We start from the raw sequence: 15,851 nt of genomic DNA on the forward strand, positions 1-15,851 counted from the left end.
TCATAGATTCCCCTCCTCTGTCCTCCGGGGATGCCGGGCGAGCACAGCGCTCCGCTGTCTCATCCGGCCTCCGCTACCGCTGCGGGACATCCGCACCCGGCCGGCGCGATGCGGGCACTGATCGCTCACCGCGCCTCCTGGATCCGCTCGGCGGCGCGCATGCGTACCGGGGCCGCCCGCGGGTTGTCCTCGACCTCCTGCTCGGTCGCCTTCTCCGCGCCACGGGTCAGCATCCGGAACTCCGGTCCCATGCCGGGAAGCTCGACCGGCAGGCCCACCGGCGTCCTGGACGCGGTGTGGGCGGTGAGCTCGTGCTTGACCACCTTGTCCTCCAGCGATTGGTAGGACATGACGACGATGCGGCCGCCCACCCGCAGCGCGGCGAGCGCGGCGGGCAGCGCGGCTCGCAACGAGTCGAGCTCCCCGTTGACCTCCACCCGCAGCGCTTGGAACGTGCGCTTGGCCGGATGCCCTCCGGTGCGGCGCGTCGCCGCGGGAATCGTGGCGTACAGCAGCTCCACCAGCTCGGCGCTGGTGTGGAACGGTTTGCTCTGCCGACGCCGGATCACCTCGGCGGCGATCCGGCTCGCGAAGCGTTCCTCTCCGTAGGTCCGCAGTACCCGGGTCAGATCGCCGTGACTGTAGGTGTTGAGCACATCGGCGGCGGTGGGCCCGCTGGTCGGGTCCATCCGCATGTCCAGCGGGGCGTCGACGGAATACGCGAAGCCGCGGTCGGCCTCGTCCAACTGCATGGAGGAGACGCCCAGGTCCATCAGGATCGCCGAGACCGAACCGGTGGCGGGCAAGCCGGCCTCCGCCAACGCGTCGACGATGCCGTCGTAGCGGGTGTGCACCAACGTGATTCGGTCCGCGAACGGCTCGAGCCGCTCGCCAGCCAGCTTCAACGCGGTGGTGTCGCGGTCGAGCCCGACGAGACGGAGGCCCGGGTAGGTGCTCAGGAAATGCTCGGCGTGACCGCCGAGGCCGAGTGTCGCGTCGACGTAGACCGCGCCCGGCTCGGCCAAGGCCGGACCGAGCAGCGCGTCGGCTCGCTCCAGCAGAACCGGAACATGGCGGGGACCGCGCTGTTCACGGTTCACCTAGACCTCCCGGAGTCTGCCTCGCGTCGTCGCGCACCGCACACGGGTCGCCTTGATACACAGTGCTTTCCATACGGACACGAATGCCCCGTGGTCTCTGACCGAACTTTCGGCACCTGGCGTCGGGGAAGTACGTCAGGGTCCGCGTCCGGGCAGAGACCGCGTGGCACTCGCGCGCCCGCGGCTAGAAGATTCCGCCCAGCGACTCGTCTCTGGCTTGCGAGAAGTCCTCCTCGTGCTCGGCGAGGTAGGACTCCCACGCCTGCTTGTCCCAAATCTCCAGGAAGTCGACCGAACCGATCACCACGCAATCCCTGTCCAGGTTGGCGTAGCGACGATGGTCGGCGGACAACACGATCCGGCCCTGCGCGTCCGGACGTTGCTCGTCCGTTCCGGCCGCGAGTGCCCGGACGAACGCACGGGCCTGCGGATTGCTTCGAGACGCGGCCGCGGCCCGCCGGGCGAGCGCGGTGAACTCCTCTTTCGGGTACACGGCAAGGCTGTGGTCCTGCCCCTTCGTGACCATCAACCCTCCCGCCAGATCGTCTCGAAACTTCGCAGGCAACGTGAGTCGCCCCTTGTCGTCCAAGCGAGGTGTGTAGGTACCGAGAAACATCTCGATACCTCCCTATTCGATCACCTCGATGGTCGGCCCTTCAGTACTGCGCGCTCCACATTACCCCACTTTCCCCCACTTTCAATCGAAACAAGCGGTGATCTGGCTCCCGACTCAGACGATTCCGCAGGTCATGTCAGCTATCACCGGCGTGGAGAACTTTCGCGAGTTCTGCCGACACGCGCCGCCCCAGGCGACAAACGCCCGAAAACACCCAGCAAACCCCCTGGTGTGGCACCGGAGGGGGCGAAGTGGGGGAAGTTCGTGGGGAGGTGTGGGGCGAGGGGGAAGTCGGACCCGAAGATCATTCGCGGCGTGATCGGTTACACACACGAACCGGCGACGCCGCACCATCGCGGTGCGGCGTCGCCGGTCGTGCTGAAGTTGTCAGGCTACGGGCGAGCTATTCCTGCTCGAACCGCCGCCGGAAGCGATCCTCCATACGCTCGGAGAAACCGCCGGACTTGCGCTGGCGCCCTCGCCCGCCGCCGGAGGACGCCTGCCCGCCGGACCGGTCGTTCTTGGCGATGCTCTTGGAGGTGCCCAGCAGCAGGAGCACGCCTGCACCGAACATCACGATGAAGCCGATCAGGCTGATGATCGGAAAGCCGCCGGGCTTCACGGGCGCTGCGATGCCTGCGACGAGGAGAAAGAGGCCGAGGACGAACAACGCCGCGGCCTGGAGTCTGCGACGACTCGAGGTCGAACGTAGCCGTCCGCCGCGGACGGACGAGGCGAACTTGGGATCCTCAGCATAGAGAGCGCTCTCGATCTGTTCGAGCATGCGCTGCTCGTGCTCGGAGAGTGGCACGGTACCTCCCCCGGCACTAGGACGTGGCTGTCGCCTCCGGGTAGACGACAGATAGCCGACCTTGGCGGCCATCTGTCACCAATGATACGAGTTCGATCAGGGCCAGACCACCTAATGGGCACAGTCGGACGGAGTCCGTCATCAGCCCGCGCATGGCCGGAGCGAAGGCGGAGGTACGCCTAATGGGCACAGTCGGACGTAGTCCGTCATCAGCCCGCGCACGGCCGCAGCGAAGGCGGAGGTACGCCTAATGGGCACAGTCGGACGGAGTCCGTCATCAGCCCGCGCATGGCCGCAGCGAGGCGGAGGTACGCCTCATGGGCACAGTCGGAGCCAGTCCGTAACCAGCCCGCCCGTCGCCGGGGCGAAGGTGAAGGTAGGCCAACACGCCGATAACTAAGCGGTCATACCGCCGGTCATTCCAGGGGCGGGCCGCAACCGGGCCGATGCCGCGAGGAGATCTTCCACGTCGTGGAGGAATGCCGCCACCCGCGAAGAGAACTCGTCCGCCTCGTGTTCGTCGACATTCCGGTCCAGGCCCGCCTCCAGTGCCGCCCGGATCTCCGACCGCGCGCTGAAGTAGTCCGCCCACATCACGAATTCCGGCGCGGCGCGCTGCATCAGCACCCACGCGTTGCGCGAGCGCGCCCTCGGCGCGGTGTCGGCGCCCGTGAGCGCGATCACCGCGCCCGCCCCGCGCAGCGCCGCCAGGTAGGCGGTGCGGAACCGTTCCCGCGGATCTCGTTCCCCCGCCGCCTGCATGAGCAACCCGTCCGCGCGCTCCAGCAACTTGCCGGCCCGGCCGGGCCGGCCCGGATGTTCCACTCGACCAGACATCGCCGTCCCTCCACCCTCGCGTACCTTGGCCCGTATGCGGCGCTGGAGACGGCGTGCCCCACCGCTTTCCAGCACCGCCCGGACCGAACAGGTATTCGAACGTTTGAATTGAGCTTCAATATAGAGACGCCCACCGACAACTTTCCGCGTCCGCGCGACCGACGAGAGCCATGACCGCCGTCAAGCCCAATCACACTCCCGCACCCGCCGTCATCGATCTCTCGGTGGCGGCCCTGCGCTCCCGGCTGCACGACGCGCTGGCGGTCTACGTGGCCGCCATGGACTATCCGCGCGGGACCGAGAACCATCGCGCGCCGATGTGGACCGAGCACACCACCCGGCCCGGCTGGCAGGCGGTCGCCGCGGTGCTGCCCGACGACTCCGGCCGGATCGATCTGCGCCACGCGCCGATCGTGGCGATCGCCTACGGCTATCGCGGCGCCGCGCACCAGTGGTGGCATCAGCAGGTGCACAGCGGAATGCGGCGTTCGGGTTGGCCGGAACATTCCGCGCGCGAACTGCTCTCGGACTACTTCGAGCTCACCGAGCTGCATGTGCATCCAGCCGCGCAGGGCCGCGGCATCGGCGGCACGCTGCTGGAACGGCTGCTGCGCGACCGCACCGAGCGGGCGGTGCTGCTGTCGACGCCCGAGGTCGCCGGTGAGGACAACCGCGCCTGGCGGTTGTATCGCAGGCAGGGATTCACCGATGTGGTCCGCAATTTCGTCTTCGCGGGCGACAACCGGCCGTTCGCGATCCTCGGCAGGCGGCTGCCGCTGTGAGGATCACGTGACGGTGATCGTCGTCGGCTCGGGCCACAACGCCTTGGTGGCCGCGTGCTACCTCGCCCGCGCCGGGCACGAGGTCGAAGTGCTCGAACGCGACGAGGTCCTCGGCGGAGCGGTGTCGACGGTCGAGCGATTCCCCGGCCACCGGGTCGATCGCGGCTCGTCGGCGCACATCATGATCCGCCACACCGGTATCGTCGAGGACCTCGAACTCGACCGTTTCGGCCTGCGGTACATCGACTGCGACCCATGGGGTTTCACGCCCGCGCACGCGGATCGCCCCGCCCTGGTGTTCCATCGCGACCTGGATGCGACCTGCGCCTCCATCGCCGCGGCTTGCGGCCCGCGGGACGCGGACGCCTACCGCCGGTTCGTCCGGATGTGGGGTCCGCGCAGCGCCAGGGTGATGCGGGCGTTCGGCGGCGCACCTACGCCGGGCAGGCTGGTGCGGTCGTTCTGGGGACTGGACGCGAGGAACGGCGGCAGCGCACTCTCGCGCGAGTTCCTGCAATCCGGCGACGCCCTGCTGGACGCGTTCTTCGAGGACGAACGGTTGAAGGCGTCGCTGGCCTGGTTCGGCGCGCAGTCCGGGCCGCCGATGTCGGAGCCGGGCACGGCGCCGATGGTCGGCTTCGCCGCGCTCATGCACACGCTGCCGCCGGGGCGCGCGGTCGGCGGCAGCGGGGCGCTGACCACCGCGCTGGTGGCGCGGCTGCGGTCCGACGGCGGGGTGGTGACCGCGGGCGACGCGGTGTCCGCCCTGCGTCGCGACGAGGACCGCTGGCGGGTGCGCACCGCCTCGGGCCGAGAGTTGCGCGCGAGCACCGTGATCGCGGGCTGCCACGTGCTGACCACTCTGGACCTGCTCCGCGACGGCGGCTTCGACGGCGCGGTGCTCGACGACTGGCGCACGCGCATCCGCGTCGGTCCCGGGATCGGGATGGTGGTGCGGGCCGCCACTTCGGCGCTCCCCCGTTATCCCGGCAGTCCGATCGATCACTCCGCCCGCGGCCTGCAATTGCTGGTGTCCGATCGCGCGCAGTTGCGTCGTGCGCACGGCGCGGCGCTGGCGGGTGACCTCCCGCCGCGACCGGTCGTGCTGGCCATGAGCTTCAGCGCCGTGGATCCGACCATCGCGCCGCCCGGCGAGCACCAGTTGTCGCTGTGGGCGCAATGGCACCCGTACCGACCGGCCTCCGGGGCGGACTGGGCCGGCCTCGCGCAGCGGGAAGGCGACCGGATCATCGCCGAAGTCGATTCCTACGCGCCCGGTTTCGCGGAGACGGTGCTGCGCAGACACGTACAGACACCCGTGGACCTGGAGCGCGAACTCGGGCTCGTCGGCGGCAACGTGATGCACGTGGAGATGTCGCTGGACCAGATGATGCTGTGGCGTCCGCTGCCAGAGCTGGCGGGGCAGCGGGTGCCCGGCGCGCCGGGACTGTATCTGACGGGCGCGTCCACCCATCCCGGCGGCGGCGTCTCCGGCGCCAGCGGACGGACGGCCGCCGCACTCGCGCTGCGCGACCTGAACCGGCCCAGGTTGTCGCGGTGGCTGCGAAGATGACGGATTCGGGCTTACTGCCGCCCGAGGCGACAGAACGGTTCCGATACCGCTCCGCGCGTTTTCTGCTGCCACTCGCCTTGATCGTGCTGACGATCATCGCGCAGATCGGTTACCCACTCGCCGCGGGTGGTGCGCGCGACCGTGTCACCGTCGCGGTCGTGCTGCTCTCCGCCGCCGCCGCGCTGGCGCACGCGACCGCGACCAGGGGGTTGCGCTATGCCGTCGGTTTCCTGATCATCGTCTCCGGCGTCGGGCTCACCGCCGAGGTGATCGGTACCGCGACCGGCATACCGTTCGGCTGCTACGAGTACGCGACCGACCGGCTCGGGCCCGCTCTGCTCACGGTCCCGCTGCTCGTCCCGCTGGCCTGGACCGGCGGGATGTATCCGGTGTGGGTGGTGGCCGGGTTGTTGTCACGGCACACGGTCACGCGGGTCCTCGCGACGGCGGTGGGCGCGGTGGGCTGGGATCTTTTCCTGGATTCGCAGATGGTGACCGACGGGCAGTGGGCCTGGTGTGACACCCACTCCGGCCTGCCCGGGCTGGACCTGATTCCGGTGACCAACTACCTGGGCTGGTTCGCTGTCGCGCTCGTGATGGGCTGCTTGCTGGCGCTCTGGGAGCGAGCGGCTCCGGATCCCGTACGGGTAGCGCGACCGGGTGGCCGCGCGATCGCGGTCGCCGTACCGGTGGCCTTCTTCCTGTGGACCTGGCTGGGGTCGGCGCTGGCCCACGCGGTGTTCCTCGGTCTCCTGCCGTCGGCCGGATACGGTTTCGCCGGTATGGGTGTGCTCGGTGTTCCCCTGCTCGTCGTCCTGGCTCGCGCGCGCCGCTGACCCGGCGTGATTCCCCGCACTCGGCGCGCCGACGCGCGCGATGAGTGGCGCGTTTCATTCCGGGCGGACGGCCTGGCACGATGTCACCCGTGCAGCCGAGTCCCGTCACCACGAAGCTCGATACCCCGGATCGCCCGCTGCGGCGGGTCCCACGCCGTGCCGCGCGTGCCGCTTCGGTCGTCCTGCTCGCGGCGATGCTGGTCCCGATGCTCGCAGCGTGCCTGCGGGTCCAGGTTTCGATGGGGGTCTCGTCCAACGACCGGGTGTCCGGACGGATCGTCGCCGCCGTGGTGCCCGCCGACGCCGGGGACAAGGGCCCGCAGCTGAAGGCGCCCGAGACACTGGCCGCCAAGGTGCGGGTGGAGCCGTACGCCCAGGACGGATATATGGGCAGCCAGGTCTTCTTCGAGGATCTGTCGTTCGGCGAGGTGCAGCAGCTCGGCGGGCTGTCCGAGCAGACCCAGGGCATGTTCCAGTTGCAATTCCAGCGCACCGGCGACCTGGTCAGCCTGAGCGGGCGGGTCGATCTGAAATCGGTGCCGCCGCACGGCTCGGACGTGCAGTTCACCATCGCGTTCCCGGCCCGCGTCGCAAAGACCAACGGCAGCCGCGAGGGCGACAACGTCGTCTCCTGGAAGCTGCCGCCCGGCGATGTCTCCACATTGCGCGCCGAGGTCAGTTACGCCGACCCGAACACCCGCTCGTTCGCGGGCTGGGCGGGCATCGCGGGCGGCATCACGCTCGCGGTGGCCGCCATCGTCGCGGCCATGGCGTACATGGACCGCAACCCCGCCGCGCCCGGCGCGCCGGAGGTCGGCTTCTCGCTCAGCCGCTGGTGGCGCTCGGTGACGCAGAATCGCTGAGCGACAGGTCGGTGTGCCGCGATAGCGTGGCCCACATGGTGAGTGCCGACCTGCCGAAGACGTTGCGCGCGAACTCGATCCTGCCGTCCTTCGCCGCCGCGGTCGCCGTGTTGGGCGCGGGCATCGCGCTGTACAACCGGATCACCGTACGGCGGTTGACGAACACCCCGACGACGGTGATCGAACCGGTCACGGTCTGTATCCCGGCGCGCGACGAGGCCGACCGGCTACCCGAGCTGATCGGCGACCTGCGCGCCCAGGTGGGCGTGCCGCGCATGGCGGTACGCGTCCTCGATGACGCGTCCACCGACGACACCGGCGCCGCGGCCCGCGCGGCGATCGACGGCGACCCGCGTTTCACCTTGCTGCACAGTGAGTCCGATCCGGTCCCCGGCTGGACCGGAAAAGCCGCCGCCTGCGTCCGGCTGGCCGAGGAGGTGTCGACGCCGGTGCTGATCTTCTTGGACGCCGACGTGCGGCTGGCCCCGACGGCGCTCGCGGCGGCGGTCGGCGCGCTGCGCGAACGACGCGCCGCGTTGGTCTCCCCCTGGCCGCTGCAGGTGGCAGGCTCGGTGGCGGAGGCGCTGGTGCAGCCCCTGCTGTGCTGGTCGTGGGCCTCGACGCTGCCGGTCACCGCGGTCGACCGGAGCCTGCGGCCCGCCACGGCGGTGGCCTGCGGGCAGTTCCTCGTGTTCGACAACGCCGCGTACCGCTCGGTGGGCGGCCACACGGCGGTGGCCGGAAGCGTCACCGAAGACCTCGACATCGCCCGTACGCTGCGGCGAGCCGGTCATTCCACGGTTCTGGTGGCCGCGGGACCGCTGGCCCGCACCAGGATGTATCGCGACGCCGCGGAATTGGACGCGGGCTACTCCCGCTGGCTCTGGTCGGCCTACGACGGCACGATAACGGGTGGAGCGGCGGTGGGACTGGTTGCCGCCCTTGCCTATTGGGTGCCGCCCGCAGTGGCGGTGTTCGGCCGCGGGGCGCACCGCCGGGCGGGCCTGGCCGGCTGGCTCGCCGCCGTCGCCGGGCGACTGCTGGCCCGCTCGACCGAAACCGGCGGCCCGCTGAAACCTTCGGATCTGCCTGCCGCCGTCGCGCATCCGGTGTCGGTGGCGGTGTATCTGCTTTTGTGGGTGCGGTCACACCTGGCCCGTCGCCGCGGCACGGCGCGCTGGAAAGGTCGGCCGCTTCCCTGAGCAGCCGTGCCGCGGTGACGGAAATCTCATGGCACCGGGGTGATTCCCACCGTCGGCAGGAAGAAGCAGGACTTGGCGCCGTTCTGCACCGTGCCGAACATCGCGGCGAGCACGGTGCCCTTCCCGGTGTCCACCGGGACCGCGCGCACCCCGCCCATCGGGAGGGACGCGACGAGGAAGTCCCGGATCGCCTGCTCGGCCGCGGGCCGCTGGTCCGGCGGAACGGCCGCGGGAACCATCGAACGCGCGACCTCGGGCAGCGGCCCCATGGCGGCGGTGCCGCTGCGACCGGTACTCAGATTCAGCCAGCTCACCTGCATTCCGGCGGTATTCGGGCCGTCCGGTCCGAGCCCGTAGGGCACGAAGGTGAACATGGCCTGCCCGGCCTTGACGGCGCTGAGGTCCTGGCCGGGAATCTGGACGGTGGTCTTCGGCCACGGCCCCGGAATGGCGCCTGCCACGGCGGGCGCCAGACCGGCCGTGGTGTTGTCGAGGCAGAACGCCGACGCGCTCGGGTACGCGAACGGCTGGATACCGAGCGCGCGCAACGCGTCGAGCGCGGCTTGATACGCGCCGAACAGGTCACCGGGGGCGGCGATCGGCACGGAGTCCTCGGGAAACGCGGGAATCGTGGCATCCGGAGCCGCGAACGCGACCCCCGGCCCGGCGAGCACGAAGGCGATCGAACTGGTCGCGACAGCGGACAACTGGGTCAGACGGCGCAATATGGTCACGAAACCTCCTCATCGGCGGAACGATCGAGGGGGACAGTACTCCGGCAAACGCAATCAGCAGCCGAGATTGCACACAGCAATTTCGTGGCGAGTCCTGTTTGCCCGGAACGGACCTCCGCGTCGCCCACCGGCGTTCCCCCGCGTCGGCGATAGCCGTATGCTGCATCGGACCATCCCAGTCCGGCGCCACGCGCCCTGGATCGGCGAAGCGCGGAAACTCACCTCGCCCTCGGCAGAGCAGCGCACGCCCGGTTACTACAAAGATCCGATGAATCGGCGTCGACAAGATCTACGCTCACGGTGATTACTTCTCTTGTTCCAGGCTTCCCTTGCTGGGCATCATGATTCGGCTCGCCCCTGACATCCGCTGAAGGGGGGTCGGCGCCAACCATCCAGAGCGACCGAGAGACCTGGCTCGTCGACGTCGCAGCAACCCCCCGGTCACCGGGTGCGGGTGCTTCCGCCGGGACCGATGGAGGAACCGAAGTGATCATCGAGGACCCGTCATGAGCGCGTCCACCGCGCCGGACGCCGCCCCCGAGGCCGCCGCGCCGACCGAACCGGACCCGACCGGAACACCGGCCCCCGCCGAGACCGGCACGACGCCGACCGTCGCGAAGACCCGGCATCCCTGGCGCTGGGTGATCAGTGCCGTCGCGCTGATCCTGCTCGCCCAGTTCGTGCACGGGCTGGCCACCAATCCCGGCTGGGATTGGCCGACGTTCGCGCGGTACATCACGGCCGAGTCGGTGCTGTCGGCGCTGCGGGTCACCTTGGAGCTGACCGCGTGGGGCACGGCGCTGGGTTTTCTGCTCGGCACCGCGCTCGCGATCGCCCGGCTGTCGAACAACCCGGTGCTGCGGGTGATCGCGTGGGTCTACATCTGGGCATTCCGCTCGATCCCGCTGATCGTGCAGCTGCTGTTCTGGTTCAACATCGCTTACCTGTATCGGACCCTCTCGGTCGGCATCCCGTTCGGGCCCGCGCTGTTCACCTTCGAGGTGAACGGGGTGATCAGCGGTTTCACCGCCGCCGTGATCGGCTTGGCGCTGCATCAGGCGGCGTATTCGGCCGAGATCATCCGGGCCGGGTTCATCTCGGTGGACGCTGGTCAGCTGGAAGCCGCCGCCGCCTTGGGGATTCCACGGCTGCGGCAATTCCGCACGGTGGTGGTGCCGCAGGCGATGCGCTCGATCCTGCCGAACGCGGCCAACGAGGTGATCAGCCTGTTCAAGGGCACCTCGATCGTGTCGGTGATGGCGATCGCCGAGCTGTTCTACCAGGTCCAGGTCATCTACGGGCGCAACGGACGGGTGGTGCCGCTGCTGATGGTCGCGACGGTCTGGTACATCGTGCTCACCACGGCGCTCTCGGTGGCGCAGTACTACATCGAACGCCACTACGCCAAGGGCGCGCACCGCACGCCGCCGCCGACGCCGCCGCAACGCGCGTGGCGGAAGCTGCGCGAGGTCGCCGAGGCCGGTCCCGCCGCACCGCGCGGAGCGACCCGATGAGCGCCACACCCGCCGTGCAGGTCCGCGGCGTCCGGAAATCCTTCGGCTCGCACGAAGTGTTGCGCGGCATCGATCTCACCGTGCGATCCGGCGAGGTGGTGGCCGTGATCGGCCCGTCCGGGTCGGGCAAGTCGACCCTGCTGCGCGTGGTGAACCATCTGGAGACGCTGGACGCGGGCACCGTGCACATCGACGGCGAGCTGATCGGATATCGGCTGCGGCGCGACCGCTTGCACGCGCTGCCCGACCACGCGGTGCGCAAGCAGCGCTCCCGGATCGGCTTCGTCTTCCAGCAGTTCAATCTGTTCCCGCATCTGACCGTGCTCGACAACGTCACGCTCGCACCGCTGTCCGCGCAGCGGCGCGATCGGACCGAGGTGGAGCGCGAGGCACGCCTGCTGCTGGATCGGGTCGGCATCGGGCACCTGGCGGACGCGTATCCGCGCAGGCTGTCGGGCGGGCAGCAGCAGCGGGTGGCGATCGCCCGCGCGCTGGCGCTGCGCCCCCGCGTGATCCTGTTCGACGAGCCCACCTCCGCGCTGGACCCGGAACTGGTCGGCGAAGTGCTCGACGTGATCCGCGATCTGGCGCACGGCGGCACCGCGCTGGTGATCGTCACCCACGAGATCGGCTTCGCCCGTGAGGTCGCCGACACCGTGGTGTTCCTCGACGAGGGCGTCATCGTCGAGCAGGGCCCGCCCTCGGTCGTTCTCGACCATCCCGAACACCCGCGCACTCGCGCGTTCCTTTCCCGAGTCCGTTGACGAACAGGTATCCGATGAAGTTCTCCGCCCTGGTCACCGCCGCCGCGACCGCGGTCGTGCTGCTGGCCACCGGCTGCACCGAACCCGAGGCGGACAACGCCGCGCAGCCCGCCGGTTCGGTCACCTTCGACCTCTCCCCCGCCCAGTCCGGCCGCGTTCGGGCCGCCAAGGTCGATGCCATCGCCGCCGAGGTGCCGAAGGCGATCCGCGACCGCGGCACGCTGGTCGTGACCGGCACGTCCGGGGCAGCGCCGCCGCTGCGGTTCTACGCCACCGACGACCGGACGGTGGTCGGCTCGGAGATCGACTTCGCCTCGCTGGTCGCCGACATCCTCGGCCTGAAACTCGATGCGCAGGTGGCCGATTGGTCGCAGAACTTCGTGCGGGTGGACTCCGGTGAGGTGGACGCGTTCATCTCCAACGTCACCGTCACCGAGGAACGCAAGGAGAAGTACGACTTCGCGACCTACCGCAAGGACAACGTCGCGCTGGAGGTGCCGATCCAGAGCAAGCTGGCATACAAGGATCGGACGAGCCTGGCGGGCAAGCGGATCGGGGTCGGCAGCGGCACCAACCAGGAGCAGCTGCTGGTGAAGTGGAACGAGCAGAACCGGGCCGAGGGCCTGCCTCCGATCGACATCGCCTACTTCCAGCAGACCACCGACTACTACCTGGCGCTGGCCTCGCAGCGGCTCGACGGCTACCTCGGCCCGAACCCGACGGCGATCTACCACGCGGCCACCGCGAAGCAGACCAGGATCGTGGGCACCTTCTCCGGTGCGGGCGAGGCGCTGCAAGGCGAGATCGCGGTGCTCACCAAGAAGGACAACGGGCTGATCACCGCCGTGCAGCACGCGCTCGCCTACGCCATCGAGCACGGCACATATCAGCAGGTGATCGACCGTTGGGGCCTGCAGAGCGAGACGGTCACCGAATCGCGGATCAACCCGCCCGGCCTGCCGAAGAAGCGCTGAGCCGATGACACAACCGCTCTCGACCCCGACGCTGCGCGTGCACCGGGTGGCCCAGGACGACCCCCTGGCCGCGCCCCTGCTCGCCGAACTCGCCCTCGAGTACAGCAGCCGCTACGGTCGCACGCCCGGCGAGGTGCACGCCTCGTTGCGCGAGCACCCGGCCACCGCGTTCGCGCCGCCGCACGGCGCCCTGCTGGTCGTCACCCGCGACGGAGAAGCGGTGGCGGGCGGTGCCTTCCAGCGCTACGACGCGCACACCGCGGAGCTGAAGCGGATCTGGACCTCGCGGGAGCACCGCAGGCAAGGGCTCGGACTGTTCGTACTCGAGCAGCTGGAAGCCGAGATCGCGCGCCGCGGCTACCGGCGGATCTACCTGACCACCGGACCGCGTCAGCCCGAAGCGGTCGGCCTCTATCTCGCCGCCGGTTACCGCGCGCTCTACGACCCGGACCTGCCCGCGGAACAGATCGGGCCGCATCCCTTCGAGAAGCAGCTGCCCGCGCTGGGAGCGATCGCGTGAAGTTCCTGCTGTTCACTTTGGTGACCCGGGTACCCGACCCGCGGACCGGCCGCCTGCCCGGCACCCGGGAACGCCTGCGCGACGTCGTCGGCCAGGCGCGGCTGGCCGAGGAACTGGGCTACGACGGGTTCGCCGTCGGCGAGCGGCACGAGGAGCCGTTCCTGTCCGCCGCGCCGCCGGTCATCCTGTCCCACCTGGCCGCCCTCACCTCGCGGATCACGCTGTTCACCGCGGTGACCACGCTGAGCCTGCTCGACCCGGTGCGCGCTTTCGAGGACTACTCCACGCTGGACAACCTGTCCGGCGGGCGGCTCGAGCTGATCATCGGCAAGGGCAACGGCGCCGCACAGGCGCAGCTGTACCACGTCACGCCCGACGACCAGTGGGCCCGCAATCGCGAAGGCTACGAACTGTTCCGCGCCCTGTGGGCCGGTGACAGCGTGACCTGGTCGGGGCGCTTCCGTCCGCCGCTGCGCGAGGCCAAAGCATTGCCCCGGCCGTGGCAGCCGAAGATCCGGATCTGGCACGGCAGCGCCACCAGCCGCGAATCGGTGGAACTGGCCGCGCGCCACGGTGATCCACTGTTCTCGGCGAACGTCACCAACCCGATCGAGCCGTATGCCGAGCTGGTGCGCCACTACCGGGAGCGCTGGGCGTTCCACGGCCACGACCCCGCCGACGCGCTGGTCGGCGCGGGCACCGCCGGATTCCAGGTGTCGCGCACCTCGCAGGAGGCGCTCGCGGCCTACGCGCCGATCTTCGAAGCGCGGCTGGCGCTGGCGCGCGAACGCGGGCTGCCGGTGGTGTTCGAGACCCTCGACGACTACGTGGCCCGCAGTTCGGCGCTGATCGGCAGCCCGGAGCAGGTGATCGACAAGGTCGGCCGCCAGCACGAGCACCTCGGCCACGAGGTGATCCACCTGTCCGCCGAACGCGACGGCCGCCCCGAGCGGCAGTACCTGGACGGCCTCGAGCTGTTCCAAGCCGAGGTGGCGCCGGAATTGCGCCGCCGCATCCCCAGCCGACCGTTGGCGACCGGTGTCGCCGATACCGACCCCGACCAGGGCGAGGAGCTCCCCCGCCCCGAAGTATCTGGAGTTGCCCCGTGATCCGAACCCGTCACCGAATCGTCGCGCTGGCCGGCGCGCTCGCCGCGGCCACCACCGTGGCCGCCTGCGGCAGTGATTCGGCCGCGCCCGGCGGCGACGCGGGCCCGCCCCAGCCGGGCGGTGTACTGCGCTACGGCCTGTCGCAGGCACCGACCTGCTCGGATCCCGCCCAGGCGGGCACCAATCAGACGCTGTACGTCGCCCGGCAGATCGTGGATTCGCTGACCGACCAGGACCCGGCCACCGGCGAGCTGAAGCCGTGGCTGGCGCAGAGCTGGGAGACGAGCCCCGACGCGAAGGTCTTCACCTTCCACCTCGTCGACGGCGTCACCTTCAGCGACGGCACGCCGCTCACCGCCGAATCGGTGCGCAACACGTTCGATTCGGTAGTGAAGATCGGCTCGGGCAAGGCGCCGCTGGGCAGCAGCTACCTCACCGGCTACGTCGGGACCACGGCTGTGGACCGGCTCACCGCCCGGGTCGAGTTCAGCAAGCCCAACGCACCGTTCCTGCAGGCGTCCTCGACCGCGGCGCTCGGCATCCTGGCCGACGTGACCACGGCCAAGCCTGCCGAGCAGCGTTGCCTCGGCGACAACGTCGGCAGCGGACCGTTCACCTACGCGGCCTACCGCCAGGACGCCGCGGTGACGCTGGCCAAACGGACCGGCTACCACTGGGGTTCGGCGGTGTTCGCCCATCGGGGCGAGGCCTACCTGGACAAGATCGAGTTCACCGTGGTGCCCGAATCCGGCGTCCGCACCGGCAGTCTCGCCTCCGGGCAGCTGGACGCGATCAGCGACGCGCTGCCGCAGGACGCTCCGCAGATCGAAGCGGCGGGTGGCCGGGTGCTCAGCACCGCCAACCCGGGTGTGCCGTTCGGCTTGCAGCTCAACGTCACCAGAGGTCCGTTGCGCGATCCGGCGGTGCGCCGGGCCCTGCTGCCCGCCATCGATCGCAAGCAACTGGTCGACACCGTGCTCGGCCCGCAATTCAAGCCCGCCACCAGCACACTCGCCAGCACCACACCCGGCTACACCGACCTCTCCGCGCGTCTGGCCTACGACCCGGCGAAGACGCGCACGCTCCTGGATCAGGCCGGGTGGCTGCCCGGCGCGGACGGCGTCCGGACGAAAAACGGCGAGCGGTTGTCGTTCTCGGTGCTGTTCAGCCAGGTGTTCGCGGGCAACCAGGCGATCCTCGAACTGGTGCAGCAGCAGTTGCGGCAGGTCGGCGTCGAGCTGAAGCTGGACCTGGTGTCGTCGGCGGAGGCCACGGCGCGCCAGAGCAGCAAGGATTTCGATTCCTTCTACGGCAACACCACTCGCGCCGACGGTGACATCCTGCGCACCACCTTCGGCCTCGAAGGGCGCAATCTCAACGCGCGCGGCCCCGTACCCGCGTTGGACGACGCGCTGAACGGGCAGGTCAGCACCGTCGACGCCGCGACACGCAACGGGCTTATCCGCACCGCGCAGGAACAGGTGCTCGACGCCGGACTGCAGCTGCCGACCGTCGAGCTGTCCCAGGCGATCGGCGCGAGCGCGAACACGCGCGATCTGAAGTTCGAAGCCTCCGCCCGATTGCAGTTCTTCGACACCTGGCTGAGCGGACGGTAG

Annotated in this window: 16 protein-coding genes and 1 riboswitch; of the genes, 11 read left to right on the forward strand and 5 right to left on the reverse strand. The window is 69.9% G+C overall.

All coding sequences use genetic code 11. The features are described from left to right. Positions 1-125: 125 nt before the first annotated feature. The 4 genes from rsmH to AB0L97_RS32525 form a co-directional block, all read right to left on the reverse strand. The gene (gene rsmH / locus AB0L97_RS32510) at positions 126-1,100 is read right to left on the reverse strand and encodes a 16S rRNA (cytosine(1402)-N(4))-methyltransferase RsmH (protein ID WP_364437146.1); all 975 of its coding nucleotides are present in this window, start codon (positions 1,098-1,100) and stop codon (positions 126-128) included. A gap of 184 nt (positions 1,101-1,284) precedes the next feature. Beyond that, entirely contained in the window at positions 1,285-1,716 is a 432-nt protein-coding gene (gene mraZ / locus AB0L97_RS32515) for a division/cell wall cluster transcriptional repressor MraZ (RefSeq protein ID WP_355079635.1), read from the reverse strand. A gap of 403 nt (positions 1,717-2,119) precedes the next feature. Continuing rightward, positions 2,120-2,527, reverse strand: a complete 408-nt coding sequence (locus AB0L97_RS32520) for a DUF3040 domain-containing protein (protein WP_039797093.1) — start codon at positions 2,525-2,527, stop codon at positions 2,120-2,122. Between the two features lie 396 nt (positions 2,528-2,923). Then, on the reverse strand, positions 2,924-3,364 hold the full coding sequence (locus AB0L97_RS32525) for an SAV_6107 family HEPN domain-containing protein (protein WP_355079634.1): 441 nt from the start codon (positions 3,362-3,364) through the stop codon (positions 2,924-2,926). A gap of 170 nt (positions 3,365-3,534) precedes the next feature. Between AB0L97_RS32525 and AB0L97_RS32530 the strand changes: the two genes are divergently transcribed. The 5 genes from AB0L97_RS32530 to AB0L97_RS32550 all read left to right on the forward strand — a co-directional run bounded on the left by AB0L97_RS32530 (position 3,535) and on the right by AB0L97_RS32550 (position 8,620). Then, positions 3,535-4,146, forward strand: coding sequence for an N-acetyltransferase (locus AB0L97_RS32530; RefSeq protein ID WP_355079632.1), 612 nt, complete (start codon positions 3,535-3,537; stop codon positions 4,144-4,146). A gap of 7 nt (positions 4,147-4,153) precedes the next feature. Further along, the gene (locus tag AB0L97_RS32535; RefSeq protein WP_364437152.1) at positions 4,154-5,719 is read left to right on the forward strand and encodes an NAD(P)/FAD-dependent oxidoreductase; all 1,566 of its coding nucleotides are present in this window, start codon (positions 4,154-4,156) and stop codon (positions 5,717-5,719) included. Further along, on the forward strand, positions 5,704-6,555 hold the full coding sequence (locus AB0L97_RS32540) for a carotenoid biosynthesis protein (RefSeq protein WP_364437155.1): 852 nt from the start codon (positions 5,704-5,706) through the stop codon (positions 6,553-6,555). Before AB0L97_RS32535 ends, AB0L97_RS32540 begins: the two co-directional genes overlap by 16 nt. Positions 6,556-6,749: 194 nt before the next feature. Beyond that, positions 6,750-7,418, forward strand: coding sequence for a DUF3153 domain-containing protein (locus AB0L97_RS32545; protein WP_355079693.1), 669 nt, complete (start codon positions 6,750-6,752; stop codon positions 7,416-7,418). 35 nt (positions 7,419-7,453) lie between these two features. After that, positions 7,454-8,620, forward strand: coding sequence for a glycosyltransferase family 2 protein (locus AB0L97_RS32550; protein WP_364437158.1), 1,167 nt, complete (start codon positions 7,454-7,456; stop codon positions 8,618-8,620). 26 nt (positions 8,621-8,646) lie between these two features. Here AB0L97_RS32550 and AB0L97_RS32555 read toward each other — a convergent pair whose 3' ends face one another. Next, positions 8,647-9,354, reverse strand: a complete 708-nt coding sequence (locus AB0L97_RS32555) for a hypothetical protein (RefSeq protein WP_355079624.1) — start codon at positions 9,352-9,354, stop codon at positions 8,647-8,649. 385 nt (positions 9,355-9,739) lie between these two features. Continuing rightward, positions 9,740-9,833: riboswitch (SAM riboswitch) on the forward strand. 27 nt (positions 9,834-9,860) lie between these two features. Here AB0L97_RS32555 and AB0L97_RS32560 point away from each other — a divergent pair. The 6 genes from AB0L97_RS32560 to AB0L97_RS32585 are packed head-to-tail and all read left to right on the forward strand — an operon-like array spanning position 9,861 to position 15,851. After that, positions 9,861-10,868, forward strand: coding sequence for an amino acid ABC transporter permease (locus AB0L97_RS32560; RefSeq protein ID WP_364437162.1), 1,008 nt, complete (start codon positions 9,861-9,863; stop codon positions 10,866-10,868). Continuing rightward, positions 10,865-11,632: an amino acid ABC transporter ATP-binding protein gene (locus AB0L97_RS32565; protein WP_355079621.1), complete on the forward strand. Its 768-nt coding sequence runs from the start codon at positions 10,865-10,867 to the stop codon at positions 11,630-11,632. The genes AB0L97_RS32560 and AB0L97_RS32565 overlap by 4 nt, the downstream gene beginning before the upstream one ends. A 14-nt stretch (positions 11,633-11,646) precedes the next feature. Then, positions 11,647-12,606, forward strand: a complete 960-nt coding sequence (locus tag AB0L97_RS32570; protein WP_355079619.1) for an ABC transporter substrate-binding protein — start codon at positions 11,647-11,649, stop codon at positions 12,604-12,606. A gap of 4 nt (positions 12,607-12,610) precedes the next feature. Further along, positions 12,611-13,126 carry a GNAT family N-acetyltransferase gene (locus AB0L97_RS32575; RefSeq protein ID WP_364437165.1) on the forward strand — a complete coding sequence of 172 codons (516 nt, stop codon included), beginning with the start codon at positions 12,611-12,613 and terminating at the stop codon, positions 13,124-13,126. Further along, positions 13,123-14,235, forward strand: coding sequence for an LLM class flavin-dependent oxidoreductase (locus AB0L97_RS32580; RefSeq protein ID WP_364437168.1), 1,113 nt, complete (start codon positions 13,123-13,125; stop codon positions 14,233-14,235). The genes AB0L97_RS32575 and AB0L97_RS32580 overlap by 4 nt, the downstream gene beginning before the upstream one ends. Then, complete coding sequence (locus tag AB0L97_RS32585) at positions 14,232-15,851, forward strand: ABC transporter substrate-binding protein (protein ID WP_355079613.1); 1,620 nt, start codon at positions 14,232-14,234, stop codon at positions 15,849-15,851. Before AB0L97_RS32580 ends, AB0L97_RS32585 begins: the two co-directional genes overlap by 4 nt.

Source organism: Nocardia sp. NPDC051911, assembly GCF_040681035.1.
Taxonomy (GTDB): Bacteria; Actinomycetota; Actinomycetes; order Mycobacteriales; family Mycobacteriaceae; genus Nocardia; species Nocardia sichangensis.